21 protein-coding genes are annotated in these 25120 nt (G+C 69.4%); 11 read left to right on the top strand and 10 right to left on the bottom strand.

Going from position 1 to position 25120, the window contains the following annotated elements; genetic code table 11:
- Nucleotides 1-68: 68 nt before the first annotated feature.
- The 5 genes from U8D42_RS20070 to U8D42_RS20050 form a co-directional block, all read right to left on the bottom strand.
- Nucleotides 69-1466 carry a nitrate/nitrite transporter gene (locus U8D42_RS20070; RefSeq protein WP_322858475.1) on the bottom strand — a complete coding sequence of 466 codons (1398 nt, stop codon included), beginning with the start codon at nucleotides 1464-1466 and terminating at the stop codon, nucleotides 69-71.
- Between the two features lie 484 nt (nucleotides 1467-1950).
- Nucleotides 1951-2868 (bottom strand): 5-oxoprolinase/urea amidolyase family protein, encoded by a 918-nt coding sequence (locus tag U8D42_RS20065; protein WP_090419979.1) that lies wholly within the window; start codon nucleotides 2866-2868, stop codon nucleotides 1951-1953.
- Between the two features lie 15 nt (nucleotides 2869-2883).
- On the bottom strand, nucleotides 2884-3558 hold the full coding sequence (locus tag U8D42_RS20060; protein ID WP_322858476.1) for a 5-oxoprolinase subunit B family protein: 675 nt from the start codon (nucleotides 3556-3558) through the stop codon (nucleotides 2884-2886).
- 112 nt (nucleotides 3559-3670) lie between these two features.
- The gene (locus tag U8D42_RS20055; RefSeq protein WP_322858477.1) at nucleotides 3671-4669 is read right to left on the bottom strand and encodes an ABC transporter substrate-binding protein; all 999 of its coding nucleotides are present in this window, start codon (nucleotides 4667-4669) and stop codon (nucleotides 3671-3673) included.
- A gap of 56 nt (nucleotides 4670-4725) precedes the next feature.
- Nucleotides 4726-5310, bottom strand: coding sequence for a TetR family transcriptional regulator (locus U8D42_RS20050; RefSeq protein WP_322858478.1), 585 nt, complete (start codon nucleotides 5308-5310; stop codon nucleotides 4726-4728).
- 129 nt (nucleotides 5311-5439) lie between these two features.
- Between U8D42_RS20050 and U8D42_RS20045 the strand changes: the two genes are divergently transcribed.
- Nucleotides 5440-6858, top strand: a complete 1419-nt coding sequence (locus U8D42_RS20045; protein WP_322858479.1) for an MFS transporter — start codon at nucleotides 5440-5442, stop codon at nucleotides 6856-6858.
- A gap of 6 nt (nucleotides 6859-6864) precedes the next feature.
- Here the strand turns inward: U8D42_RS20045 and U8D42_RS20040 are convergent, their stop codons facing one another.
- A complete protein-coding gene (locus tag U8D42_RS20040; RefSeq protein ID WP_431523797.1) occupies nucleotides 6865-8115 on the bottom strand; it encodes a DNA polymerase domain-containing protein in 1251 nt (416 codons plus the stop codon).
- A gap of 59 nt (nucleotides 8116-8174) precedes the next feature.
- Here U8D42_RS20040 and fadD2 point away from each other — a divergent pair, with 59 nt between their 5' ends.
- A complete protein-coding gene (fadD2, locus tag U8D42_RS20035; protein WP_090421482.1) occupies nucleotides 8175-9854 on the top strand; it encodes a long-chain-fatty-acid--CoA ligase FadD2 in 1680 nt (559 codons plus the stop codon).
- A 7-nt stretch (nucleotides 9855-9861) separates the two neighbouring features.
- Here the strand turns inward: fadD2 and U8D42_RS20030 are convergent, their stop codons facing one another.
- A complete protein-coding gene (locus U8D42_RS20030) occupies nucleotides 9862-10227 on the bottom strand; it encodes an ATPase (protein WP_085242564.1) in 366 nt (121 codons plus the stop codon).
- A gap of 511 nt (nucleotides 10228-10738) precedes the next feature.
- On the opposite strand from U8D42_RS20030, the gene U8D42_RS20025 reads away from it, so the two are divergent.
- The gene (locus U8D42_RS20025) at nucleotides 10739-11047 is read left to right on the top strand and encodes a hypothetical protein (RefSeq protein WP_085242563.1); all 309 of its coding nucleotides are present in this window, start codon (nucleotides 10739-10741) and stop codon (nucleotides 11045-11047) included.
- A 147-nt stretch (nucleotides 11048-11194) separates the two neighbouring features.
- Here U8D42_RS20025 and U8D42_RS20020 read toward each other — a convergent pair whose 3' ends face one another.
- Together U8D42_RS20020 and U8D42_RS20015 are read right to left on the bottom strand one after the other, a co-directional pair.
- Nucleotides 11195-13396, bottom strand: coding sequence for an acyl-CoA dehydrogenase (locus U8D42_RS20020; RefSeq protein ID WP_322858481.1), 2202 nt, complete (start codon nucleotides 13394-13396; stop codon nucleotides 11195-11197).
- Between the two features lie 103 nt (nucleotides 13397-13499).
- Nucleotides 13500-14633 carry an alpha/beta hydrolase gene (locus U8D42_RS20015; protein ID WP_322858482.1) on the bottom strand — a complete coding sequence of 378 codons (1134 nt, stop codon included), beginning with the start codon at nucleotides 14631-14633 and terminating at the stop codon, nucleotides 13500-13502.
- A gap of 112 nt (nucleotides 14634-14745) precedes the next feature.
- Between U8D42_RS20015 and U8D42_RS20010 the strand changes: the two genes are divergently transcribed.
- From U8D42_RS20010 to U8D42_RS19995, 4 genes are all read left to right on the top strand, one after another.
- Nucleotides 14746-15330, top strand: coding sequence for a VOC family protein (locus tag U8D42_RS20010; protein WP_085242560.1), 585 nt, complete (start codon nucleotides 14746-14748; stop codon nucleotides 15328-15330).
- Entirely contained in the window at nucleotides 15327-15875 is a 549-nt protein-coding gene (locus U8D42_RS20005) for a hypothetical protein (protein ID WP_090419998.1), read from the top strand. The genes U8D42_RS20010 and U8D42_RS20005 overlap by 4 nt, the downstream gene beginning before the upstream one ends.
- Before the next feature lie 299 nt (nucleotides 15876-16174).
- On the top strand, nucleotides 16175-17596 hold the full coding sequence (locus U8D42_RS20000) for a condensation domain-containing protein (protein WP_322858483.1): 1422 nt from the start codon (nucleotides 16175-16177) through the stop codon (nucleotides 17594-17596).
- A gap of 27 nt (nucleotides 17597-17623) precedes the next feature.
- Nucleotides 17624-18973 (top strand): hypothetical protein, encoded by a 1350-nt coding sequence (locus tag U8D42_RS19995; RefSeq protein ID WP_322858484.1) that lies wholly within the window; start codon nucleotides 17624-17626, stop codon nucleotides 18971-18973.
- Between the two features lie 7 nt (nucleotides 18974-18980).
- Here U8D42_RS19995 and U8D42_RS19990 read toward each other — a convergent pair whose 3' ends face one another.
- Complete coding sequence (locus U8D42_RS19990; protein WP_090420004.1) at nucleotides 18981-19649, bottom strand: TetR/AcrR family transcriptional regulator; 669 nt, start codon at nucleotides 19647-19649, stop codon at nucleotides 18981-18983.
- An 82-nt stretch (nucleotides 19650-19731) separates the two neighbouring features.
- Here U8D42_RS19990 and U8D42_RS19985 point away from each other — a divergent pair, with 82 nt between their 5' ends.
- The 4 genes from U8D42_RS19985 (at nucleotide 19732) to U8D42_RS19970 (ending at nucleotide 24885) form a co-directional block, all read left to right on the top strand.
- The gene (locus U8D42_RS19985; protein ID WP_322858807.1) at nucleotides 19732-20643 is read left to right on the top strand and encodes an oxygenase MpaB family protein; all 912 of its coding nucleotides are present in this window, start codon (nucleotides 19732-19734) and stop codon (nucleotides 20641-20643) included.
- Nucleotides 20644-20740: 97 nt separating this feature from the next.
- A complete protein-coding gene (locus U8D42_RS19980; RefSeq protein ID WP_322858485.1) occupies nucleotides 20741-22336 on the top strand; it encodes a PPE family protein in 1596 nt (531 codons plus the stop codon).
- A 10-nt stretch (nucleotides 22337-22346) separates the two neighbouring features.
- On the top strand, nucleotides 22347-23252 hold the full coding sequence (locus U8D42_RS19975; RefSeq protein WP_322858486.1) for a class I SAM-dependent methyltransferase: 906 nt from the start codon (nucleotides 22347-22349) through the stop codon (nucleotides 23250-23252).
- 193 nt (nucleotides 23253-23445) lie between these two features.
- The gene (locus U8D42_RS19970) at nucleotides 23446-24885 is read left to right on the top strand and encodes a PPE family protein (RefSeq protein ID WP_322858487.1); all 1440 of its coding nucleotides are present in this window, start codon (nucleotides 23446-23448) and stop codon (nucleotides 24883-24885) included.
- The last annotated feature ends 235 nt before the right edge of the window (nucleotides 24886-25120 follow it).

Genomic DNA, 25120 nt, shown 5'->3' with positions numbered 1-25120 from the left:
GTATGCCCATCAGATTTCGGTTGCGTTACCTGGCAATTGCTTGCGCATTGCCCGCCATGAGGGGGCGCTCACACGCCGGCGAGCGTGCCTGCCGTCTCACCGTCCACCGCTTCGGCGGGCGGCACGGGCCGGCGCACGTACACCGCCCACGTGACGAGCGCGGCCACGACGTAGGAGGCCAGGAACGCCCAGTATGCCGACGTCTCCTCCCCGGTGGCCAGGTAGGACTGGCGCAGCGCCATGTTGATGCCCACGCCGCCCAGCGCGCCGACCGCGGAGCAGATGCCGATCAACGCTCCGGCCTTGGCGCGCGCCCAGTGGCGGCGCTCGTCCTCGCCCATCGGCAGGGCGCGGCTGCGCGCCTCGTAGACCGACGGGATCAGTTTGAACACCGAACCGTTGCCCATCCCGGACAGGACGAACAGCACCATGAAGCCGACGACGTAGCCGATCATGCTGGTCGAGCGGTCCCCGGCGCTGTGATCGTCGATGGTGCTGATGATGACCAGCAATCCGGCCCCCAGCGTCATGCCGGCCAGCACGCCGAGCGTGACCCGGCTGCCGCCCTTGCGGTCGGCCAGCCGGCCGCCGTAGATGCGGGCGAGCGAGCCCAGCAGGGGGCCGATGAAGGCGACCTGCGCGGCGTGTAGCGCCGCGTGACTGGCCCCTTCGCCGTTGGCCAGGAAGTTGACCTGCATCACCTGGCCGAACGCGAAGGAAAACCCGATCCAGGAGCCGAAGGTGCAGATGTAGAGCAGCGAGATCACATAGGTGTCGCGCTCCAACAGGATCGAGCGCATCGTGTTCAGCTCGGTGCCGTGGCTGACGTTGTCCATGAGCAGCGCGGCCGCGAGCCCGACGACCACCAGCGCCACCAGGTACACCGCGCACACCCAGTACGGCGCCTCGTGGCCGGCCGTGGCCAGCACCAGCAGCGCGACCAACTGGATCACCGCCACGCCGAGGTTGCCGACGCCGGCGTTGATGGCCAGTGCCGAGCCCTTGAGCCGCTCGGGATAGAAGGCGTTGACGTTGGCGAGCGAAGCCGCATAGTTGCCGCCGCCCAGCCCGGTCAGGGCGGCGCACACCAGGAAGGGCCACAGCGGCAGGCCGGGGTTGGCGAGCAACACGATTGTGCCGACGGTCGGGATCAGCAGCACGAAGGCCGAAAAGGCGGTCCAGTTGCGGCCGCCGAAGGTGGCGATGCCCAGGGTGTAGGGGATCCGGGCCAGGCCGCCGACCAGCGTGGCGACGGCGCCCAGCAGCAGCTTGTCGCTGGCGGAGAAGCCGTAGACCTGCTCCGGCATGAACAACGCCATGACCGGCCAGAGCGTCCAGACCGAGAAGGCGACGTGGTCGCCGGCGACGGTGCACAACAGGTTGCGGCGGGCGATCTTCTTGTTGCCCGCGTCCCAGGCCGCCACGTCTTCTGGATTCCAGTCCGCGATGCGGTGATTGCGGGCCATCCGAACGTTGCCTTTCGTCGACTGCGATGCTTCTGTGGAACGGCTCGGCGCGGCGCTCATCATCGACCGCCCGACGGCGGATCAGGTTGCGCGCGTTCGGATGCGTCAACAAGGGCAACCGCGGACGCGCACAGGACACCCCGCAAGGTGACGCGCATAACGGTTCCCTCTCGTCAGTTTCCACTGGCCGGCGTACCCGGCAGCCGCCGCACTGGCGATCGTTACGCCGGGGCCGCGCGGCGGGAAGGAAGGTGGGTGCCCCGAATGAAGGGGCTTTCCCCGCCGTGTATTTCGATGCTCACATTCGGGGCGGGAATGGGTCAACTCAATTTGGTCCGAATCGGCTGTAAGTTGATTACCAGTTATCTGGTAAATCGCTGTAGCCGACCCACGGCGAAATAACCGACGAATTCCCGTGATTCGAGGCCGTCGCGCGGCTTTGTGTGAGCTGGAATACGTTTCGCCGGGGAACGGCCCGGATCTGCTAGGAAAACGGCCAACCCGCGGCGCCGGACCGCGGTTGGGCGCCCACCAGGATCCTGGGGCGAGACCAGTGCAGGCGCACCGACTGGCCGGGGCGCACCTGGGCGATCTTGTCGATGTCCACGTCGACGACCACGCCCACCACCGGGTAACCGCCGGTGACCGGGTGATCTGGTCCGAGGATCACCGGTAAACCGTTGGGCGGCACCTGAATTGCCCCGCGGGTGGTGCCCTCGCTGGGCAGCTGGCGGTCCGGGTAGCAGTACTGCAGGGGGCGGCCGGTCAAGCGCATCCCCACGCGGTCGCTGCGGTCGGAGGCCACCCAATGGTTGTGCACCAGGACATCCGGGTCGACGAACCAGTCGTCGCGCGGCCCGGGGACCACGGCCAGTTCGACCAGGTCGCCGGTGATCGCCGCCACCGGGGCCTGGTCCAGCTCGGGGTAGTCGGGGGTGTGCTCACCGACGGGAAGCTCGTCTCCCGCCCGCAGCGGCGCCGGGCCGATGGCCGACATCACGTCGTAGCTGCGCGAGCCCAGCACCGGCTCCACACCGATGCCACCGCGCACCGCCAGATAGGTCCGCAGCCCGGCGCGGGGCATGCCCAAGGCGATCACCTGGCCGTCGCGAACGTGTTGAATGCTGTTGGTGCCAAACCTGTTTCCGTCGACGGTCGGGTCAGTGTCGGCCCCCGTTACCGCGATGTCGACGTCGCCGCCCCGGACGCGGGCCGCGAAACCGCCGAACGTGACCTCGACGGTGGCGCGGTCACCGGGGTTGGCGACCAGCCGGTTGGCCAGTTGGTGCGCGCGCCGGTCGGCGGCCCCCGACCGGCTCACGCCCAGGTGGGCCAGCCCCGGCCGGCCCAGGTCCTGGACGACGGCGAGCGGTCCGGTGCGGAGGATCTCCAGGGTTGCCACGGCGGTCTCCTTACCTCAGACGGCCCGGAACTGGACCCACATGCCCTGCATCAGCAGCGCCGGTGCGGGCCGTGCGAGGTCCCACATGACCGCGTCGGTGCGGCCGATCAGCTGCCAGCCGCCCGGCGACCGGCGCGGGTATACCGCGCTGAATTCGCCGGCCAGACCGACCGAGCCGGCGGGCACCGACGTGCGCGGCTCCGAGCGGCGCGGCACCTGTAGGCGCGGGTCCCCGTCGACCAGATACGCGAAGCCCGGGGCGAACCCGCTGAATCCGACCCTCCAGAGCGAACCGGTGTGGGCGTCGATCACCTGCGCGATGGTCAGTCCGGCGTGCCCGGCCACCTCGGCGAGGTCCGGGCCGTCGTAGACGACGTCGATGACCACGTCGGCGCGGCGAGGCGCAGCGGTGTCCCGCTCGGCGGTGACCCGCATCTTGCGCAGTCGCTGACGGACCACGCCTTGGTGGCGCGGCCCGTCGAGCCTCACCAGCACCGTGCGGGCCGCCGGGACGATGTCGACCACGCCGGGCAACGCCGCGGCCCGCAACTGCGCCGCCCATGCCAGTACCTCGGCGGTGCCGCCGCATTGCAGCATCAGCGCGCTGTCGCCGAAGTCCAGAACCGTGTTGCCGACCAGTTCCGTCGGCAGCTCCTTGGCCATGTTGCCGGTAAGGTCCGTCACGCTCATTACTCGACGGTAACCGCACGATCGTGGGCCGGGCGAGGGGCGAGCGTCGGATTTTCGAACACTGCCAGAGCTGCCTTAGCAAACACTCAAACGCCGCTGGCGCGGCGGGCATCTAACCGAGGATTTTGGCCAGTTGCGGGGGCAGCTGGTCGGCGACCACGGGGTAGCTCAACGGCGAGGAGAACGCGATTGCGCCGGCCTGCTCCTTCGTGGTGAAGATGTGCCGGTTCTGCGCGGTGGCCTGGGACGCCGCCACGTCGGGGTCGGCGAGCAACGCCTTCTGGTCGTCGGGGCTCTCGGTCGTCCAGATGACCACGTCGGCGGAGTCGAGCACCGCTATGACGTGATCGCGCGGGATGACGGCGCGGTGGTCGCTGCCGAAGGGCTTGATGCTGTCGGCGATCACCAACCCCATCTGGTTGAGGAAGTCGGTGCGCCAGCCCGCCATGGTCGCGACGACGGTCCCCTGCCAGAGCGTGCCCTCCATCAGCAACGCCTTCTTGCCCGTCCAGTTCGGGTGTTCCCTGGCGACGGCGGTGAATCTCTGGTCGACGCCGTCGATCAGCGATTTCATCTGGTCGGCCTGAAACACGGCCCGGCCGATGACGGTGGCCTGCTGCTTCCACGGCTCGAAGAAAGCGTCGCCGTCCGACTGCGGCACGGTCGGGGCGATCGCGGAGAGCTTCTGATAGGTGTCGGCGTCCACCCCGGCGTTGGTGGCCACGATCAGGTCCGGTTTGAGCCCCGCGATCTGGTCGACCGGGATGCCGTTGTCGAGGCTCAGCACCACCGGCTGGGCGCCGCCGAGTTTGGGCTGTGCCCACGGCCACACCGCGAACGGCTGATCACCGAACCAGTTGGTCACGGCGATCGGCACGACGCCGACCGCGAGCAGGTCGTCCTGCTCGGTGTAACCGGCGCTGACCACGCGCTTGGGGGGCTCCTTGATCACGGTCTGACCGAAGAGGTGGTCGATCGTCACGGATTTGCCGCCGCCCGTGCCCGGGGACGGTTTGCGCGACGAGCACGCCGCCGGGGAGCCGGCGACCGCAGCGACGGCCGCAGCCCCTGCGAGCTGCAAGAATCCCCGTCGATTCCAACCCTGTGGCATCGCGTGAGATTATCGCGTTCCGCGCTCGCGACGACATCGCCGCGCGGTTGCGCCGCTCAGCCCAGCGGCATGCCGGCGTCCAGGAAGTCCAGGGCGCGATAGATGGTGTCGGAGGTCTTCGGCGCGCTGTCGTAGGCGGCCATCATGGCGCCGACCATCGCGCCGACGTACACGCGGACCTCGAAATCGGTTGCGGGACGGCCGATCCGGCGACCGATCGCCTCCGCCATGACGTTGACGGTGCGGTGGTACTCGTCGTAGAGGGCGGCCTTGAGCTCGGGTATCGAGAAGATCAGCCGCTGCCGGGTGTTCTCGAACTCCAGCTGCTCGGGCGTCAGGCCGGCCATCGTCGTCGCGTAGGCGCGGCGGATCGCCTGGCTCGGCGACAAGTCGGGTGGCTGGGCGTCGAACGCCGCCAGGATCAGCGGGTCGAGGTCGTCGGCGAGCAGCAACGACTCCTTGGAGCCGAAGTAGCGGAAGAACGTGCTGGGCGACACCTCGGCGGCCTCGGCGATCTGTTCGATGGTGGTGGCGGCGTAGCCGTTCGCGTCGAACAGGCGGAACGCCTCGCGGCGGAGGGCATGGCGGGTTTTGATCTTCTTGCGTTCGCGCAGCCCCAGGGGCTGATCGGTCGCCGGCATGCGGCAATTCTCCCGCACTCGGGGGGTAAAAAGTTCTGACAAGCGACGAACCGCCGTTGCGAGATCCACGTATCGCCGACGTAACTGCGCCCACGCGGCCCGGTAACAGTCCCTTCTTAACGTCGGGGCGTGACTACGACGACCACGCCAGAGTCGACCGCTCCCGTCCTCGCCCCCGCGCGTCCGCAGCCCCCGAGTCATCGGGGCGGGCACTGGATCGACGATTGGCGGCCCGAAGACCCCGCGTTCTGGGAGGCGACCGGCAAGCCGATCGCCCGGCGCAACCTGATCTTCTCCATCTTCGCCGAGCACGTCGGGTTCAGCGTGTGGATGTTGTGGAGCATCGTGGTGGTCCAGATGACCGCCGGTTCCCACGGGCACCCGTCCGCGTCCGGTTGGGCGCTGACCGCCAGCCAGGCGCTGTGCCTGGTCGCCGTGCCCAGCGGAGTCGGCGCCTTCCTGCGCCTGCCCTACACCTTCGCGGTGCCGCTCTTCGGCGGGCGCAACTGGACGACCATCTCGGCGGCGCTGCTGCTGATTCCGTGCGTCCTGCTGGCCTGGGCGGTCAGCCATCCGGGCCTGTCGTTCGCGGTGCTGGTGGCGATCGCGGCCACCGCCGGCTTCGGTGGCGGCAACTTCGCCTCGTCGATGGCCAACATCTCGTTCTTCTACCCGGAGAAGGACAAGGGCTGGGCGCTGGGCCTCAACGCGGCCGGCGGCAACATCGGCGTCGCGGTGGTGCAGAAGATCATCCCGCCCATCGTGGTCGCCGGCGGGGGCGTGGCGCTGTCGCGGGCCGGCCTCTTCTACATCCCGCTGGCCGTGGTGGCCGCGGTGTGCGCGTTTGGATTCATGAACAACCTGTCCGAAGCGAAGGCCGACGTGAAGCCGGTGTGGCAGTCGCTGCGGCATCCCGACACCTGGGTCATGTCGCTGCTGTACATCGGCACGTTCGGATCGTTCATCGGCTACTCGGCGGCCTTCCCGACGCTGCTCAAGACCGTGTTCGGCCGGGGCGACATCGCGTTGACGTGGGCTTTCCTCGGCGCGGGCATCGGCTCGGTCATCCGGCCCCTGGGCGGGAAGCTGGCCGACCGGATCGGCGGCGCCCGGATCACCGCCGTCAGCTTCGTCATGCTCGCCGTGGGCGCCGCGGCGGCGCTGTGGTCGGTCAACGCCAAAAGCCTGCCGGTGTTCTTCGCCAGCTTCATGTTCTTGTTCGTCGCGACCGGCATCGGCAACGGCTCGACCTACCGGATGATCTCGAGGATCTTCGTGATCAAGGGCGAGCTCGCCGGTGGGGACCCGGACACCATGGTGCACATGCGCCGCCAGGCGGCGGGCGCGCTGGGCGTGATCTCGTCGATCGGCGCCTTCGGCGGCTTCATCGTGCCGCTGGCGTACGCCTGGTCGAGGTCGCACTTCGGCAGCATCGAGCCCGCGCTGCGGTTCTACGTGGCCTTCTTCCTGGTCCTGCTCGCGGTCACCTGGCACTGCTACCTGCGGAAGAAGAGCCCCTACCAGGTGCGAGCGCGGGTCGGGGTGTAGCCGGATTCAGCGTGACGGCTTCTGCCTGCCGCCGTATCCGTCCCAAGGGGAGTAGTCCGCGATCAGGTCCTCCTGCGCCGGGCGCTGGTCGGCCGGCACGTGCTGCAGGTTGATCCGGATCCGATACCAGATCGAACTCGGTCCCCGCATCCCGTCGACCAGCACGTCGGCCGGCTGCAGCAGGGCCGCCGCGGCGGGGTGGCGGCCGCGCCAGGTGTCCAGCGCGGCCAGCGCCTCGTCCTTGGTCTTGGTGCGGGCGATCTCGATGAGCGGCATCACCGACCGGCGCCGGCCGTCGGCCGTGCCGGATCCCTTCGGCGCGCGCTCGGGTGGCCCCATCTCCTCGGCCAGCGCAAGCAGGCGGTCGAGCTCGCCGACGGCATCGTCCATCCCCGCCCAGGGGTCACCCATGGCGGCGAACCGCCCGGGCACGGTGTCGATGGTGAACTCCTCGGGGCGGCGCTCGGTGACTTCGTCCCAGAACAGCGGCGTGGACACCCGGGCGTCCGGCGTCGCCCGCACCGAGTACGCCGACGCCACCGTGCGGTCCTTGGCGTTCTGGTTGAAGTCGACGAACACCCCTTCGCGCTCTTCCTTCCACCAGCGGCTGGTCGCGGCGCCGGGCACTCGGCGCTCGACCTCCCGGGCGACGGTCTGGGCGGCCAGGCGCACCTGCCGGAATTCCCAGCGCGGCGCGATCCGGGCATAGATATGAAAGCCGCGCGAGCCCGACGTCTTCGGCCACGCGACCAGGCCGTAGTCCTCCAGCACCTCGCGGGCCACCAGCGCCACGTCGACGATCCGCCGCCAGTCGACCCCGGGCATCGGGTCCAGGTCGACCCGCAGCTCGTCGGGATGCTCGAGGTCGTCGGCCAGCACGGGGTGCGGGTTGAGGTCGACGCAGCCCAGGTTGACCGCCCACGCCAGGCCGGCGGCGTCGTGGATGACGGCTTCGGCGGCCGACGTGCCGCGCGCGTAGCGCAATTCGGCGACGTCCACCCAGTCGGGCCGGTTCTTCGGGGCGCGCTTCTGGAACACCGCCTCCTCGGAAATGCCCTTGACGAAGCGCTTCAGGATCATCGGCCGGCCGGCCACGCCGCGCAGGGCCCCCTCGGCCACCGACAGGTAGTAGCGAACCAGGTCGAGCTTGGTGTGCGCTCCCGAGCCGCCGTGGGCGTCGAACACCACCTTGTCCGGGTGGGTGATCGTGACCTTGCGCCCGGCCACCTCCAGCGAAACCGGGCCCATGTTCATCATCGTAAGTCGATGGGTACTTACCCCTCGGAATGCGACGGACGTCACATAGGGTGGGATTCATGCCTAATCTGATTGGCCTGCCTGGGCAGGCGGTTGCCAAGGTTCAGCAGTACCTGGAACGCGGGTCAGCCGAATTGCACTACGTGCGCAAGATCTTCGAGGCGGGCGCCTTCCGGCTGGAGCCGCCGCTGAACTACGCCGCGATGGCCAACGACATCTACAAGTGGGGCGAGTTCGGCATGCTGCCCTCCCTCAACGCCCGGCGCCACCCCGACCGGGCCGCGTGCATCGACGAGGAGGGCGAGTTCACCTTCGCCCAACTCGACGAGGCCGCCCACGCGGTGGCGAACGGCCTGCTGGAGATGGGTGTCAAGGGCGGTGACGGGGTGGCGATCCTGGCGCGCAACACCCGCTGGTTCCTGATCGCCAACTACGGCGCCGCCCGGGTGGGTGCCCGCATCATCCTGCTCAACAGCGAATTCTCCGGCCCGCAGATCAAGGAGGTGTCGGAGCGCGAGGGCGCCAAGCTGATCATCTACGACGACGAGTACACCAAGGCCGTCAGCAAAGCCGAGCCGGAACTGGGCAAGCTGCGCGCGCTGGGCACCAACCCCGATGCGGATGAGCCGTCCGGCAGCACCGACGAGACGCTGGCCGACCTGATCGAGCGCAGCAGCAAAGAACCCGCCCCGAAGGCGTCCAAGCACGCGTCGATCATCATCCTCACCAGCGGCACCACCGGCACCCCCAAGGGTGCGAACCGCAGCACCCCGCCGACCCTGGCGCCGGTCGGCGGCATCCTCTCGCACGTTCCGTTCAAGGCCAACGAGGTGACCTCGTTGCCCGCCCCGATGTTCCACGCGCTGGGCTACCTGCACGGCACCATCGCGATGTTCCTGGGCTCGACCCTGGTGCTGCGCCGCAAGTTCAAGCCACCGCACGTGCTCGAAGACATCGAGAAGTACAAGGTGACCGCCATGGTGGTGGTGCCGGTGATGCTGTCGCGGATCCTGGACGCGATCGAGAAGATGGACAAAAAGCCCGACCTGTCCAGCCTGAGGATCGTCTTCATCTCCGGATCGCAGCTGGGCGCCGAGCTGGCCAGCCGCGCGCTGAAGGATCTGGGCCCGGTCATCTACAACATGTACGGCTCCACCGAGATCGCGTTCGCCACCATCGCCGGACCGCAGGATCTGGAACGCAACGCGGCGACCGTCGGACCGGTGGTCAAGGGTGTCAAGGTCAAGATCCTCGACGACAACGGCAAGGAGAAGCCGCAGGGCGAGGTCGGCCGGATCTTCGTCGGCAACGCGTTCCCGTTCCAGGGCTACACCGGCGGCGGCCACAAGCAGATCATCGACGGCCTGATGTCCTCGGGTGATGTCGGGTATTTCGACGAGCACGGCCTGCTGTACGTCAGCGGCCGCGACGACGAGATGATCGTCTCCGGCGGGGAAAACGTCTTCCCCGCCGAGGTCGAGGACCTCATCAGCGGGCACCCGGAGGTGGTCGAGGCGACCGCGATCGGCGTCGAAGACAAGGAATGGGGCCACCGGCTGCGGGCCTTCGTGGTGAAGAAGGACGGCTCCGACGTCGACGAGGACACCATCAAGCACTACGTCCGCGACCACCTGGCGCGCTACAAGGTGCCACGTGAGGTGGTCTTCCTCGACGAACTGCCGCGTAACCCGACCGGCAAGATCCTCAAGCGCGAGCTGCGCGAGATGGAGGTCGACTAGCCCGGCGTCAGCGCCGGTCTTTGATGGCCCGGGTGATCTGTGCCGCGAGTTTCGGGTCGACCAGCAGCTGGTCGATGAGCGCGGTGAGAACCTCTTGGCCGGTCACCCGGGCGACGCCCAACCGGTCGGCCGCCTCCCGCTGCCAGATGTCCAGGGCACGGTGGGTGGCCGCCGGCAGGTCGACGGTGCGCCGCGTCCGCTGAACCCGTCCCGCCTGGTTGGTTGCCGGCGGGCTGACCATCCGCTGCGGGGACTGCTGGCCGAGCCCGGTCAGGCGCTCGGTCGGCGCGGCATCTCCCGCCGCGGCGCCCGACTGCGCGGGGCCCCGGAAGCCTCCGACGCCGGGTCCGATGTGGCTGCGGTTGAAGTTCACTGCGGCGGTCGTCCTCCGATGAGTGGCCGATCAGTAAATCAGCGCTCGAGTGTGTCAATACTGATTCTTCCACCGTCTACGGCGTAAGTCGCGTGACCGGGCCGCCGCCCGGCCGCCCCGGCGGCGGTCCCGCCGCCGGGGGATTTCGGCAGCAAATCACTGTTAGTAGCTGGACGCCGCGACGCATAAGGGGGCTCATTGCGGCGTGCGGGAAAATGACGAGAATTCTGCACCGACTAATTCAGCCAATATGCGGGTACGCGGCCGCGTAAGCCAGTATCTCAGTAAAGCGTGTTCTAGCAGGACATATCCGTAGGCTGCGCGGATCAGTATTGCGCAGTTTCCTGAAATCAGAGGTTCAGTAAATAAGGTAATTCCGGGCCTAAATGAGTGCGCGAAATAGCGTTGTTACATAATTCACAGCGCAATTTCAGTGTAGTTTGGTTGTTTGCCGGGAAACTCCTAGCTAACGTTTTTCTTGTCGGTATCAAATTCTGGAAGGGGCCCTGCGATGACGAACTCTTCGCGATCGCTCCGCCGCGCGGCCGCAAGCGCGGCCGGTGCGTCGGCCATGGCCGCAGCGCTGCTGTTCGGTGGCGGCGCCGTCGCCCAGGCGGCCCCCGCACCGGGAACCGGCAACAGCTTCACCACCGCCGGCCCGCACGGGGCGCCCGGTGGGCCCGGAATCCTTCCCGACCGTCCAGGAGGGGGTCATGGCGGATGGGGCGGTGGCCACGGATGGAACGGGGGGCACCGTGGCCAGGGTTGGGGGAACCGCGGATTCTGGGCCCCCGGGCACTGGTGGAACTGGTGGTGGTGAACCAGCCTCCCCGTGTTAGCCGGCCAGCCTCGACGTGCCGATCCACTCTAGGCTGACCGGCCCACGGGATGGGGGGGAAACCATGCCGGCCTGACCACCCCTCAGGTCGGCATGGCCCTCTTCCAAGGCCGAATGGCCAACCGGCGGTTAGGGATCGCGCGGAAGGCCGAGCAACCGCTCGGCGATGATGTTCAGCTGCACCTCGGAGGTGCCGCCATAGATCGTCGTGGCCCGGCTCGCCAGCAGATACTCGCCCCATTTGCCGGGCGGTTGATTGGTGTCCCCGATCGCGGCCTCGGTGCCGAACGAGGACACCACGAACTCGGCGTATCCCTGCCCGGTGCGCATCGAGAGCAGCTTCGAGATGGCCGCGGACGGCATGGCGTCGCCGCCGGCCAGCGTCAACAACGTCGAGCGCAGGTTCAGCACCTTGGCGGCGTGGCCCTCGGCAATCAACTGACCGGCCCGGTGCTGCGCGACCGGGTCGAACTGCCCGTCGCGCACGAAGTCGACGAACTGGCCGAGGGTGGCCAGGAAGTTGGCCTCGCTGCTGCCGATCGAAACCCGTTCCGCCGTGAGGGTATTGCGGCTGACTTCCCACCCACGGTTCACCTCGCCGAGCACGCATTCGTCGGGCACGAACACGTCGTCGATGTAGACGGTGTTGAACATCGCGTTCCCGGTGAGCTCGCGCAGCGGCTTCACCTCGACGCCCTCACTGCGCATGTCCAGCAGGAAGTAGGTGATGCCGTTGTGTTTCGGGGCGTTCGGGTCCGTTCTCGCCAGGAGCGCGCCCCACTGGGAGAGCTGCGCCGCGGTGGTCCAGATCTTCTGACCGGTGATTCGCCAGCCGCCGTCCGTCCGGGTTGCCTTGGTGCTCAGCCCGGCCAGGTCCGATCCGGCGCCCGGCTCGGAGAACAGCTGGCACCAGATCATCTCGCCGCGGAAGGTCGGCGGCAGGAACCGCTGCTTTTGCTCCTCGGTGCCGAAGGCGACGATCGACGGGATGATCCACGTCGCGATGCCCATCTGCGGGCGCTTGACCCGGCCGGCGGTGAATTCCTGGGCGATGATGACCTGCTCGATCGGACTGGCGGCGCGGCCCCAGGGTCTCGGCAGGTACGGCAGCGTCCAGCCGCCCTCGGCGATGGCGACCTTGCGCTGGTCGCGCTCCATCGCCTTGAGCGCGGTCACCTCGGCGCAGATCTCGTCGCGCAGCTTCTCGGTGTCGGGGTCGAGGTCGATGTCGACCGCCCGAAGCCCGGTGCTGGTGGCGGTGTGCACCACCTTCTGCGGGTATTCCGAACCGCGCCCGAAGGAGGCGGCCAGCATCAGCGCCCGGCGGTAGTACACGTTCGTGTCGTGCTCCCAGGTGAAGCCGATCCCGCCGTGCACCTGGATGCAATCCTGCGCGCACCGTTGGGCGGCCGCCGGCGCCAGTGTCGCCGCGACGGCGGCCGCGAACTCCACTTTGGGACCGCTGATGTCCCAATCGTTTTCGCGTGCCTCGTCGAGAGCGCGGGCGGCGTCCCACACCGCCGCGGTGGCCCGCTCGGTGTCGGCGATCATCTCCGCGCACTTGTGCTTGATGGCCTGGAACTGCCCGATCGGCCGGCCGAACTGTTCGCGGATCTTGGCGTATTGCGACGCGGTGTCGGTCGCCCAGCGCGCCACCCCGATCGCCTCCGCCGACAGCAGGGTGGTCATCAACGCGTGCGCGGTCGCCATGCTCAGGTTGCCCAGCGCGGCGTCGGCGCCCACCTCGACGGCGTTGGCGCGCACATGGGCGATGGGGCGCAGCGGGTCGATGCTTCGCACCGGCTCGATCTCGAGCTCCTCGGCGCGCACCACCACCCATTCCTCGCCGCTGTCGATCGCGACCGGGAGCACCAGCACGGAGGCCTGCGCCGCCGCGGGTACCGCGCGGACCTCGCCGCGCAGCACCAGCGTGTCACCCTGACGGGTGGCGGTCAGCCCGCAGCAGTCCATCGCGTACGCGGCGATGGCGGCGCCCGAAGCCAGCTCGGAGAGCACCTTCGCGTGCGGATCGCTGGCGGAGATCAGGGCGCTGGCGATCGCCGACGGCACGAAAGGCCCGGGCACCGCGCCGTAGCCGAACTCGGCCAACACGATGGCCAGCTCGAGGATCCCGAAGCCCTGCCCGCCCACGGACTCGGCCAGGTGCAGGCCCTGCAGGCCCTGGTCCGCGGCGGCCTGCCAGTACGGCGGGGGATTGTCGATCGGTGTTTCCATGGCCGCGTGCAACGCCTCGGACGGCGCGATGCGCGCCACCAGGGACCGCGCCGAATCGGCCAGGTCTTGATGCTCAGGAGTGATAGCGATCGGCATTGGTCGCCTTCCCATGCGTTCGGGTTCCGTCTCGGCCAAGCGCCTTCCAAACTAACAACCGGTCGGTTGGTTGACCACAGGGGCCGCCGGGCGGTGCGGGCTCTCAGTGGTAGCGCTTGGCGATCCACTTGGCGATGATGTCGGCCTGCTCGCCGCGGGCGCCCGGGGTGGTGAAGTAGTGATCGGTGTCGATCGACGCCTGCGTCTTGTCGGGGCCGGCGAGCGCGGCGAAGATCCGTTGGGCGTCGGACGGAAAGACACCGGTGTCGGCCTCGGCGTTGATCACCAGGGCGGGGCAGCTGATGCGGGCCAGGTGTGGTTCGGCCCGGGTCTGCGCCACCCGCAGGCTCCACATGCCCAGCCAGTTGCGCAGGGTGCAGGCCGCGGCGATCCCGTGCGCCGACCGGTTGGCCTTGGCCGGGACGCCGGCATAGCACATGTTCGGTTGACGCCTCGTGGGCTCGATGCTGGCATCGACCATGCGCGGATCGGCCCAGGTGCGCATGACGCAGAACGGACGGTCGGAAAACCCCGCCGCGCGAACGCGTTTGAGCTCCATCTCGGCCCAGTCGGTGATGGCGTGGTTGCGTGCCGTTTGCGCACGGCGGTAGCGGTCGAGGAACTCCGGCGCGAACGGCGGGCCGTTGCGCTCGTTGAACAGGTCTAGGTCGACGTCGGTGGCGACGGGGTCGTTCTCGTCGACGACGGCGGCATCCATCCAGGCCGTCAGCACGTCGGGCCGCCCCGGGTGGGCCGCCGTGGCCACGTAGCCGTCGGCGGCGGGCAGCTCGGTCAGGCCCGTCGCGGGCCGCATCCCCTCCAATGGGGCTACGTTCGGTTCGACGGCCTGCGACTGATACGCGGCCATCAACGATCCGCCGCCCGAGTTGCCCAGCAGCACAACCGTTTCGACGCCCTGCACTTCGCGCAGCCAACGCACCCCGACGCCGATGTCGACCAGTGCGTGGTCGAGCAGGAAGCTGCTCTCGAAGCCACGGAACCTGGTATTCCAGCCGAGGAAGCCCACCCCACGGGCCGCCATGTAGTCGGCGAGGTAGTGCTCGGAGAAGTCGATCTGGTAGTGGGTGGCGATCATCGCCACCTTGGGCTTGCGCCCCACCCCGCGGTGGTACAGGCCCTGGCAGGGATGCCCGCCCGCGCCGGCGCGCCCGGCGGTGGGCGACGGCAAGCCGACGAACTCGCGGACCACTCCCGCGGCACCGGTGTGAACAGTCATTTCAGCAGCCCTGCTGGCGATGGAGATCTCGGAGAAAACTGAAGCTGATGTTAGATTCTTCAATTACATCTTGGCCAGGATTTCCCACGCCGGGACGGAGGGGAGCCGCGCGATGATCAAGCCCCACAACACCAACACGGAATTCGAACTCGGCGGAATCAACCACGTCGCGCTGGTTTGCTCGGACATGGCCCGCACCGTGGATTTCTACACCAACGTCCTGGGCATGCCGTTGATCAAGTCGCTGGACCTGCCCGGGGGCGCGGGCCAGCACTTCTTCTTCGACGCGGGCAACGGCGACTGCGTCGCCTTCTTCTGGTTCGCCGACGCCCCCGACCGGGTGCCGGGCATCTCGTCGCCGGCCGCCATCCCCGGCATCGGCGACATCACCAGCGCGGTGAGCACCATGAACCACCTCGCATTCCACGTGCCGGCCGAGAAGTTCGACGCCTACCGCCAGCGGCTCAAGGAGAAGGGCGTGCGGGTGGGGCCGGTGCTCAACCACGATGAAAGCCCCATGCAGGTGTCGGCCACCGTGCATCCCGGGGTGTACGTCCGTTCGTTCTACTTCCAGGACCCCGACGGCATCACGCTCGAATTCGCATGCTGGGTCAAGGAATTCGGCCCCCGCGACGCGAGCACGGTGCCGAGGACTGCGGCCGACCGGCGGCCCGCCGTGCCGGCCGGCCGGCCGTGACCGACGGCATCCTGTCCGACGCCCAGATCGCGGCCCTGACGCCCGGCCAGCGGCGTGACCTGATCACCCGGCTGGAACAACCCGTGAGCGACATCGTCGACCCGGTATTCCTGGCCCGCGTGCGGCGAATCCGGTTGAGCCTGACGGCCGGTGGCTCGGCGGTGATGATCCCCTGGCTGGGCTATCTGTCCACGACGCTGCCGGAGAACTACGTCGTGCACAACTGGCCCCTCACCTGGATGGGCTACGACGCGCTGTTGATGATCTTCATGGCGGCGACGGCCGCGTTCGGCTACCTGCGCCGTCAGGTGCTGATCCCGGCCGCGTTCACTACCGGTGTGCTCCTGATCTGCGACGCATGGTTCGACCTGATGACCGCCGGCCCCAGGGACCTCTGGCTGTCGGTGGCCACCGCGGTGCTGGTCGAGCTGCCGCTGGCGGTCTTTATGATCGTCAGCGCGCTGCGGCTCATGCGCCTGACCATGGAGCGGTTCTGGCTGCTGGATCCCGGGATGCGGATGTGGCAGCTACCGCTGTTGCCGTGAGTCCCTGCCGTGGTGCGGTCAGGGTAGAAGAGGTTACCGGCGTCACCGCGAGAACGCGGGGGATTGCGAATCTCGGCAAAAACCGCGTAATCCCCGCTTTCCTGTACTAACGTCCAACAACAGCGACTCGGGGGTACGAGCGACGACCGTAGAGGCAACGGCAGCTACGGAAATCGGTTCGCGAAGATCCCTGGTACGACATTGAATTCATATCGCGCATAAACCCATTCGCGGACTGGGTTTCCGGTACCTCTTTGCCGCACAACGGAATCAGCACCTTACAGAGCGAGGATCAACCAATGGTCGCACTCGGAAACATCTACGAATGGGAACCGCCGCACGGCCCACTGACCACGTGGACGGCCACTCCCGCCGCGCACGAAGCGGCCCGCACCGCGCCGTTGAGCGATTTGGTTCCGAGTTATCAGCAGACCCAACACCTCTGGACCGCCCACCTCGGCAACACGATGAACAGACAGCTCCCCCGGCTGATGGTCGTGGCGTGGGACATCCCCGGCACGTGTGACATCCCGGCGATGACGGCGGCGATCAATGCCCATGTCCGTGGGCAGGACACCTACCACAGCTGGTTCGACATCGTCGAAGGCGCCATCGTCCGCCGGGCGATCGCCGACCCCGGGGTCATCGAATTCGCTCCGACGGCGTTCGGAACGATGAGCCCCGAGCAGGCGCGTGCGCACGTCCTGACGACGACACCCGAGACGCTCGGATGGGGTTGCTTCACTTACGGAGTCATCCAGGGACCGGGCCACTTCACCTTCTACGCCAGCGTCGACCACCTGCACATCGATGGTGTGTCCGCCGCGCTGATCTTCCTCGACATCCACCTCACGTACCAGGAACTGGTGCTGGGTGCGCCCGGTGTCGAACTTCCCCCGCCCCCCGAGGTGAGAAGCTACCGCGACTACACCGTGCGGCAGCGCGAGACGGCGGCGAGCCTGTCCCTGTCCTCCCCGGAGATCAAGGACTGGATTGCGTTCGCGCGCGAGACCGACGGTGACTGGCCGAGTTTTCCGCTGCCGCTGGGCGACACGTGGGCCAGCTGCAAGGGTGACCTGATCACGGTCGACTTGCTGGACGCCGCGGGGACGGAGTCCTTCGACGCCGCCTGCTGCGGGGCCGGTGCCCGGTTCATCGGAGGCGTCTTGGCCTGCACGGCGCTGGCAGAGCGCGAATTGACCGGCAAGAACACCTATTTCGGGTTCACCGCTCGGGACACCCGGACCCCGGGCGTCGACACGATGACGGTGGGATGGTTCGCGAGCCTGATCCCGGTCACGGTGCCGACGGCCGGCGGTTCGTTCCCGGAGGCGGCGCGGGCGGCCCAGAAGTCCTTCGACTCCGCCAAGGACCTCGCCGCGGTGCCGGTCGAACGGGTGCTGGAGTTGGCGACCCCGGATGAGCTGGGCATCAAGCTGCCCACCCGACTGCCGATGATGGTGTCGTTCCTCGACTTCCGGAAGATTCCCCTCGTCGGGATGTGGGCGGAGATGAATTTCGGGACCTATGGCGACAGCCTGTCCGCCGGCGGGATCAACATGTGGATCAACCGGCACGTCGAACGCACCACGGTGACGATCTCCTTCCCGGACAACGAGATAGCCCGGGAGTCGGTGCACTGCTACCTGGCCGCGCTGATCCGGGAGTTCGCCCGCGTCATCGAGACCACCCCCGACCAGCCCGACGTGGTTGCGGCCTAGGCGCACAAGACGGCGGGAGTCGCGATGATGAGCAACGTGCTGGACCTGGCCGACCAGACGCTCTTTCTCGGCGAGCGGGCGACCGCCGCTACCAGTGTGCTGCAATGCGTCTGGGTATACGACCGCGCTGTCGACGTCGACGGTCTGCGACGGTTCCACCGCCATCTCGGTCGGGGCCGGTTGCGTCGCCGCATCGAACGGTCCCCCTTGCCGTTCGGCAGGCATCGCTGGGTGGCCCCCACCGCTCAGTCGGAGCTCGAGATGGTCGCGGCGCCACGACCCCGTGAGGCGATCGGCGACTGGTTGGAAGAACAGGCGGGAAGGCGGCCCGACGCCGAGCACGGGCCCGGCTACCACCTTGCCGTGCTCCCGTTGACCGACGGCGGCGCGGTGGTGAGCCTGGTGACCACCCATTGCCTCACCGACGGCGTCGGGCTCTGCGAGGCGTTGGCGGACGCGGCGTGCGGGCGCGACGACACCATCGACTGGCCGGCCCCGGCGGCACGGCCGCGGTGGCGGGCGCTGCGCGAGGACGCGCACCAAAGTGCATGCGACGCATCGAGTGTGGGCCGTGCCGTGGTCGCCGCGATCCGCCTGGCCGGGACCGCGCGTCACGCTGGCGGCGCGGCGCCGGCCGCCAAGCGGCCCGCGCCCCCCATCGGGGCGGACGAACTCATCACGCTGCCGATGGCGACGCTGTTCATCAACGCCGACGAGTGGGACGCGCGCGCGGAGGCGCTCGGGGGAACGAGCAACGCGCTGCTCGCTGGACTGGCCGCGCACCTCGCCCGGCGAGTGGGGCGGGTCGCCGCGGACGGGACGGTCACCGTGGGAATGCCGGTCAACGAGCGCACCCCGGGCGACACCCGGGCGAACGCGGTCGTCAACGTCGACATCACGGTCGACCCCGGTCCCGCGACGACCGACCTGCGCCAGATCCGCGCCGGGGTCAAGGAGGCCCTGACCCGCCACCTGGACGAGCCCGACGAGCGCTGGGCTTTGCTGCCGCTGGTTCCGCTGATCCCGAAGCGCGTCATGCGGCGGCTGATCGGCGTGGTCACCGGCGGTTCAACCACCGTCGTGTCGTCCAACCTCGGGCCGCTCGAACCGTCCGTCAACCGGCCGGATGGGACCGACGCCGATCACTTCGCCATGAGGACCGTGTACCCGGGGGTGACCACCGCGACCATGTACCGCACCAACGGCGCACTGGCGTTGTTGTCCGGGCGGGTGAACGGTCAAGTGTTCGTCTCGTTCCTCGCCTACGAGCTCGGCCGGCACAACTCGATCGAGCAACTGCGGCAGAATGTTTCGAGCGCGCTGAGCGACTTCGGGCTCACCGCCACCACGGCTTGGCGCGCGGTCTGCCCGGCGTGACGCTCCGCTAGGCGTCGGCCGACGCCCGTGCTTCCGTGGCCCGGTAGAGCCTTGGCTCGGCCAGTTCGTCGAGCAGGGCGGCCAGGTGATCGACGAGCTGGTCGGGTTCGAGCCGGACGTCGCCGGCGAGCCAGGCGCTGATGGTCTGCCCGACGCCGCCGACCACGAAGTGCGCCGCCGCCTTGATGCGGTCGTTTGCCGGAACCCGCATCGCGTCCCCGACGTGCTGGCCGGACAGCATGGCGAACAGCGCGCTGGACTCGGCGCGCTTGCGCACGATCACGGGATCGGCCAGCTGCGTGCTGAACAGCAGGCGCCCGAGGCGGGGGTCGTCGGTGACGGTGCCCACGATGTTGGCCATGCCCGCCCGGGTCTGCTCGTGCGCCGGCACCGCCGCCACCGCGGCCTGCGTGGTGGCGGCCAGCCGGGCGACCACCCAATCGAACACGGAGGCGACGAATTCGTCCTTGTCGGCGAAACTCTCGTAGAAGTACCGGGCCGCCAGCCCGGCCTGACGGCACACGCCGCGCACGGTGACCGCCGAGACGCTCTGTTGCTCGGCGCCGAGCAGCTCGAGGCCCGCGGCCAAGAGTCGGTTGCGCCGCGTCGCCAGGCGCTGCGCGGCCTCGACGCCGCGGTACGGCCGCGCGCTGGAGGTCTCGCTCATGCCACCCATCTTGACACCGGCGGGGCGCCGCGACAATATCGGGAAACACACGTTCGCACATTCGCGGGCGGTGCCGCGGGAGGGGATGACGATGGCGATGCGCGAGGCTGCTCACGAACCGGCGCGGCATGTCGAGCGCCCCATCGCCGACCCGCCCCGGCGATCCCCCGGACTGCGGCGCCGGCGGGCGCTGGGCATCGACGAGGGGTTGATGGGCGTCGCGCTCTTGGCCGGCCCGGCGAACGTGGTCATGCAGCTGGCCCGCCCCGGTGTCGGCTACGGCGTCATGGAGAGCCGCGTCGAGAGCGGGCGCGTCGACCTGCATCCGATCAAGCGCGCGCGCACCACCTTCACCTACCTGGCCGTGGCGACCAACGGCAGCGACGCCCAGAAGGACGCCTTCCGTCGTGCGGTGAACCGCGCCCACGCGCAGGTCTACTCCACGCCTGAAAGCCCGGTGCGATACAACGCCTTCGACCCCGAACTGCAGTTGTGGGTGGGGGCATGCCTGTACAAGGGCGGGGTAGACATCTACCGCTTGTTCGTCGGCGAGCTGGAAGGCGAGGACGCCGACCGCCATTACCGGGAGGGCATGGCGCTGGCCACCACCCTGCAGGTGCCGCCGGAGATGTGGCCGGCGGACCGGGCCGCGTTCGACCGGTACTGGCAGGAGTCGCTGGCCAAGGTCCACATCGACGACGCGGTCCGGGAGTATCTCTACCCCATCGCGGCGGGCCGCATGCCCGGGCTGGCGCTGCCGCGCCGGCTGCAGCGCGCCTTCGACGACTTCGCGTTGCTGATCACCACGGGCTTTCTGCCGCAGCGGTTCCGCGACGAGATGCGCCTGCCCTGGGACGCCGCCAGGCAACGGCGCTTCGACCGCCTCATGGCGGCGCTTGCGCTGGTGAACCGGAGCCTGCCGCGGTTCGTTCGCCGGTTCCCGTTCAACGTCCTGCTGGCCGACGTCGATCGCCGGATCAGGACGGGGCGCCCGCTGGTCTGAGGCGCGGGGGCGCGCCGCACCGCGTCGTGTTGATAACGACAATCATATTCATTAAGCTCTCCTCTGCCTGGTAAGCCCTCCAGCCCGAGGAGTACCTATGACGGCGCCGATCTGGATGGCTTCGCCACCCGAGGTGCACTCCGCGCTGCTCAGCAGCGGCCCCGGTCCGGCGCCGCTGCTCACGGCGGCGGGTGCCTGGTCCGAACTGAGCGCCGAATACGCTTCGGCCGCAGCCGAACTCAGCGGTGTCTTGGCCGCGGCGCAGGCCGGTGCGTGGGCGGGGCCCAGCGCGGAGTCGTATGTGGCCGCGCATGCGCCCTACCTGGACTGGCTCACCCGGGCCGGTGCGAACAGCGCGGCGGCGGCCGCCGAACACCAGACCGCGGCTGCCGCCTACACCGCGGCGCTGGCGGCCATGCCGACGCTACCGGAGCTCGCCGCCAACCACGCCGTCCACGGCGCGTTGCTGGCGACGAATTTCTTTGGCGTCAACACGATTCCGATCGCGGTCAACGAAGCAGACTACGCGCGGATGTGGGTGCAGGCCGCCGGCACCATGACCACCTACCAGGCGGTCTCGACCGCGGCCGTCGCGGCGACACCGCAGACCGACCCGGCTCCGCAGATCGTGAAAACCGATGCCAACAAACAAAACTCGGGCAGCAGCTTCCACGATCCCACGATCGACAATCCGCTCGACGACTTCATTGCGAAGATCCTGAGAAACCTCGGCATCAATTGGGACCCCGCGCAGGGCACGGTGAACGGCCTGACCTATGACTCCTACACCAACGCGTCGCAACCGATCTGGTGGGTCGTTCGGGCGCTCGAACTGCTCGAGGATTTCGAGCAGTTCGGCTACTACCTGGTGCACAATCCGGCGCTGGCCTTCCAGTACATCGTCCAGCTCGCGTTGTTCGACTGGCCGACGCACATCCTCGAGATCCTGACCACGGCGCCGCAGCTGCTAGCGCCCGCGCTGCTGCTCGCCGTCGCCCCCTTCGGAGCCGTCGGCGGCCTCGCCGGACTGGCCGGCCTGGCCGGGATACCGCAGCCCCAGGTCGTGCCGGCGGCGGTGCCGGCACCCGCCCCACCGCCCGCCCCGATGCCGGCCGTCGCGATGACACCGACCGCCGCCGCGCCAGCGGCGGCTCCCGCCTCGGCGCCCGCGTCCGCTCCCGCGCCGACGGCGACCACGGTGACCACAACCGCGCCCTCCGCCCCGCCGCCGCACGCGGCGGGTTTCGCGCCGCCCTACGCCGTCGCCCCGCCGGGCCTCGGAACCGGCTCCGGGATGGGTGCGGCCGCGAGCTCGAGCGCCAAACGCAAAGCGCCGGAGCCCGATAGCGCCGCCGCCGCGGCGGCCGCGGCGGCTCGGGGGCGAGCCAGGGCGCGGCGCCGCAGGCGCGCGACCCGACGCGACTACGGCGACGAGTTCGCGGACATGAATGTCGCCGTCGATCCGGATTGGGGCGCGCCGGCCGGCCCGGGGCCGTCGGTCGCATCCGACCTCGGCGCCGGGAGGCTGGGGTTCGCCGGGACCGCGCTCAGGCACGCGCCCGCCGCCGCGGCGGGATTGGCCACGCTGGCCGGGGACGGGTTCGGCGGCGGCCCGCAAGTCCCCATGACGCCGGGCACCTGGGACGCCGACGGCGCCGCGGAGCCGGATCCGCCCGTCACCGGGCGCCGGTAATGTCGACTCCGTGCGTAGCGAAGGCGATACCTGGGACATCACAACGAGTGTCGGTTCGACGGCGTTGTTCGTGGCGACGGCGCGGGCGCTGGAGGCGCGCAAGCCGGTCCCGCTGGCCGTCGACCCCTATGCGGAGGTGTTCTGCCGCGCCGTGGGCGGATGGGCGGCCGACGTCCTGGACGGCAAGGCCCCCGATCACGAGCTGACGACGGCCGACTTCGGCCAGCATTTCGTCAACTTCCAGGGCGCCCGCACCAAATACTTCGACGAATATTTCCGGCGCGCGGCCGACGCGGGCGTCCGGCAGGTGGTGATCCTCGCGGCCGGCCTGGACTCCCGCGCCTACCGCCTGGACTGGCCGGCCGGCACGACCATCTTCGAGTTGGACCAACCGCAGGTCCTCGACTTCAAGCGCGAGGTGCTCGCCTCGCAGGGCGCCCGGCCGAACGCCGAGCGCCGCGAGATCGCGGTCGACCTGCGCGACGACTGGCCGCAGGCGTTGCGCGACAGCGGCTTCGACGCCACCCGGCCGTCGGCGTGGATAGCCGAGGGCCTGCTGATCTACCTCCCGGCCGCCGCACAGGAGCAGCTGTTCACCGGCATCGACGGGCTGGCCGCCCCGGGCAGCCACGTCGCGGTCGAGGACGGGGCCCCTCTCGACCAGGACGACTTCGAGGCAAAACGCGAGGAAGAGCGCGCCAAGATGGCCGAGGGCGCCGAGCGACCCTTCTACCAGCTGGTCTACAACGAGCGGATCGCGCCCGCGACCGAATGGTTCGGCGAGCGGGGTTGGACCGCGGTCGGCACCCCGCTGGCCGACTTTCTGCGCCAGAACGGCAGGCCGGTTCCCGGGCCGCACATCGACGCCGGGCCGATGGTCGCCCGTAACACCCTGGTGAGCGCCGTCAAAGGCTGACCCGGCCCGGTCGGGCGCGTGATGAGTTCTCCATGAGTTGAGCGCGCGCCGGAACTTTCCCGCGCCGTGCTGCGACTACTACCGGGCTGATCGGTGCGCCGCCCAACAGCCCGGGCGGCGTCGGTCTCGGCCCGGCGAGGAGTTCCGGCGTGACGCTGCGCGCTTTTTCCGACGGTCCGGCCGGCGGTCGGCGGTGACTGCCCCCGTGTGGATGGCGCTACCGCCGGAGGTCCATTCGGCACAGCTGAGCAGCGGCCCCGGCCCGGCCGGGCTGCTGGCCGCGGCGGCCTCCTGGAGCTCGCTGAGCGCCACCTATGCCTCCGCGGCGGACGAGCTGTCGGCGACCTTGGCGGCGGCGCAGGCCGGGGCGTGGGAGGGCCCCACCGCCGAGCAGTACGTGGCCGCCCACGCGCCTTACCTGGCGTGGCTGACGCGGGCCGGCGCCAACAGTGCCGCGGCCGCCGCCCGGCACGAGACCGCCGCCGCGGCCTACACCGCGGCGCTGGCGGCCATGCCGACCGTGCCGGAGCTGGCCGCCAACCACGCGGTTCACGGCGCACTGGTGGCGACCAATTTCTTCGGCGTGAACACCATCCCGATCGCGGTCAACGAGGCCGACTACGCGCGGATGTGGGTCCAGGCCGCCACCACGATGTCCACCTACCAGGCGGTCTCGACCGCGGCGGTGGCCTCGACGCCGCAGACCGACCCGGCGCCGGTCATCCTGCACGCCGACGGCGGCGACGAACCCGACGACACCGGGATCGTCGACAACGACGGCGGCAACCCCTACCAGCTGAGCTGGTGGATCAACCGATTCACGGAGATCTTCCAGACCATCGCACGGGATTTGGAGGAGTTTCCGGAAAACCCGTCCGAGGCGCTGACCCAGTTGCTCAACGACATCGGGCTGCTGATCGCGGACGAGTTCACCCATGCGATCGAGGCCTTCCAGGCGTTCGCCCCCCAGATCGCGGCGTTCACGCTCGCCCTGCCGGCCGGCGCCGCGGCCGGTCTCGTGGGGCTGGTGGGGCTGACCGCGATCCAGCCCCAGCCGGCCCCGGTCGCGGCCGCCGCGCCGGCACCCGCGGCCCCGAAATTGATCCCGGTGGCGGCCGGGCCGCCGGTGAGCGTCGCGGCCACGGCCCCGGCGCCGTCGACCCCCGCCCCGGCCCCGGCCCCGGCGCCCGCGCCCGCCTCGGTGGCGGCGACCGGGGGCCCGCCGCCCGTCGGCGTCGGGGGCGCCCCCTTCCCGTATCTGGTGGGCGGTCCGACCGTCGGGTCCGGCACGGGCCTGGGCGCCGGCGCGCAACGCAAGGCGCCGGAGCCCGATTGCGCAACGGCCGCGGCGGTGGCGGCGGCGTCGGCGCGGGAGCAGCGGCGGGCCCGGCGGCGTCGCCGGGTGGCGATCGAAGACCACTACCGGGGTTACGAATTCGTCGACCTCGAGCCGGATCCGCCCGAAGCGGCGGTGTCGTCGCTGGCTTCGGACCGGGGGGCGGGGCCGCTGGGTTTCGCCGGGACGGCGAGCAGGGCCGCGGCCGACGCGTCCGGACTGGCGACGCTGGCCGGCGACGGTTTCGGCGGTGGCCCGCCGCTGCCCATGGTCCCGGGCAACTGGGCGCCGGACTGACCGAGCCCCATCCGCGTCGCCGGGAGCGGAACTTTCCCGGTGCGACGGACGACTACTGGCTTGTCCGGCGACCGCGTGACGGTAGCGCGCGGATTGCTAATGAAAATGATTTTCGATAAGCTCGGGCCGCTTGAGAAGCTGCTGTCAAAGGCATGCAAACCTACTGAGACGGGGACAGAGACCGAAGATGCGGACGATATCCCCGGTTACGATCCTTATCAGCGGAAATGGGCGG

Source organism: Mycobacterium europaeum, from assembly GCF_034555895.2.
Classification (GTDB): Bacteria; Actinomycetota; Actinomycetes; order Mycobacteriales; family Mycobacteriaceae; genus Mycobacterium; species Mycobacterium europaeum.
Note: the sequence above shows the minus strand (reverse complement) of the source record. Positions and strands in the feature narration are given on the sequence as shown.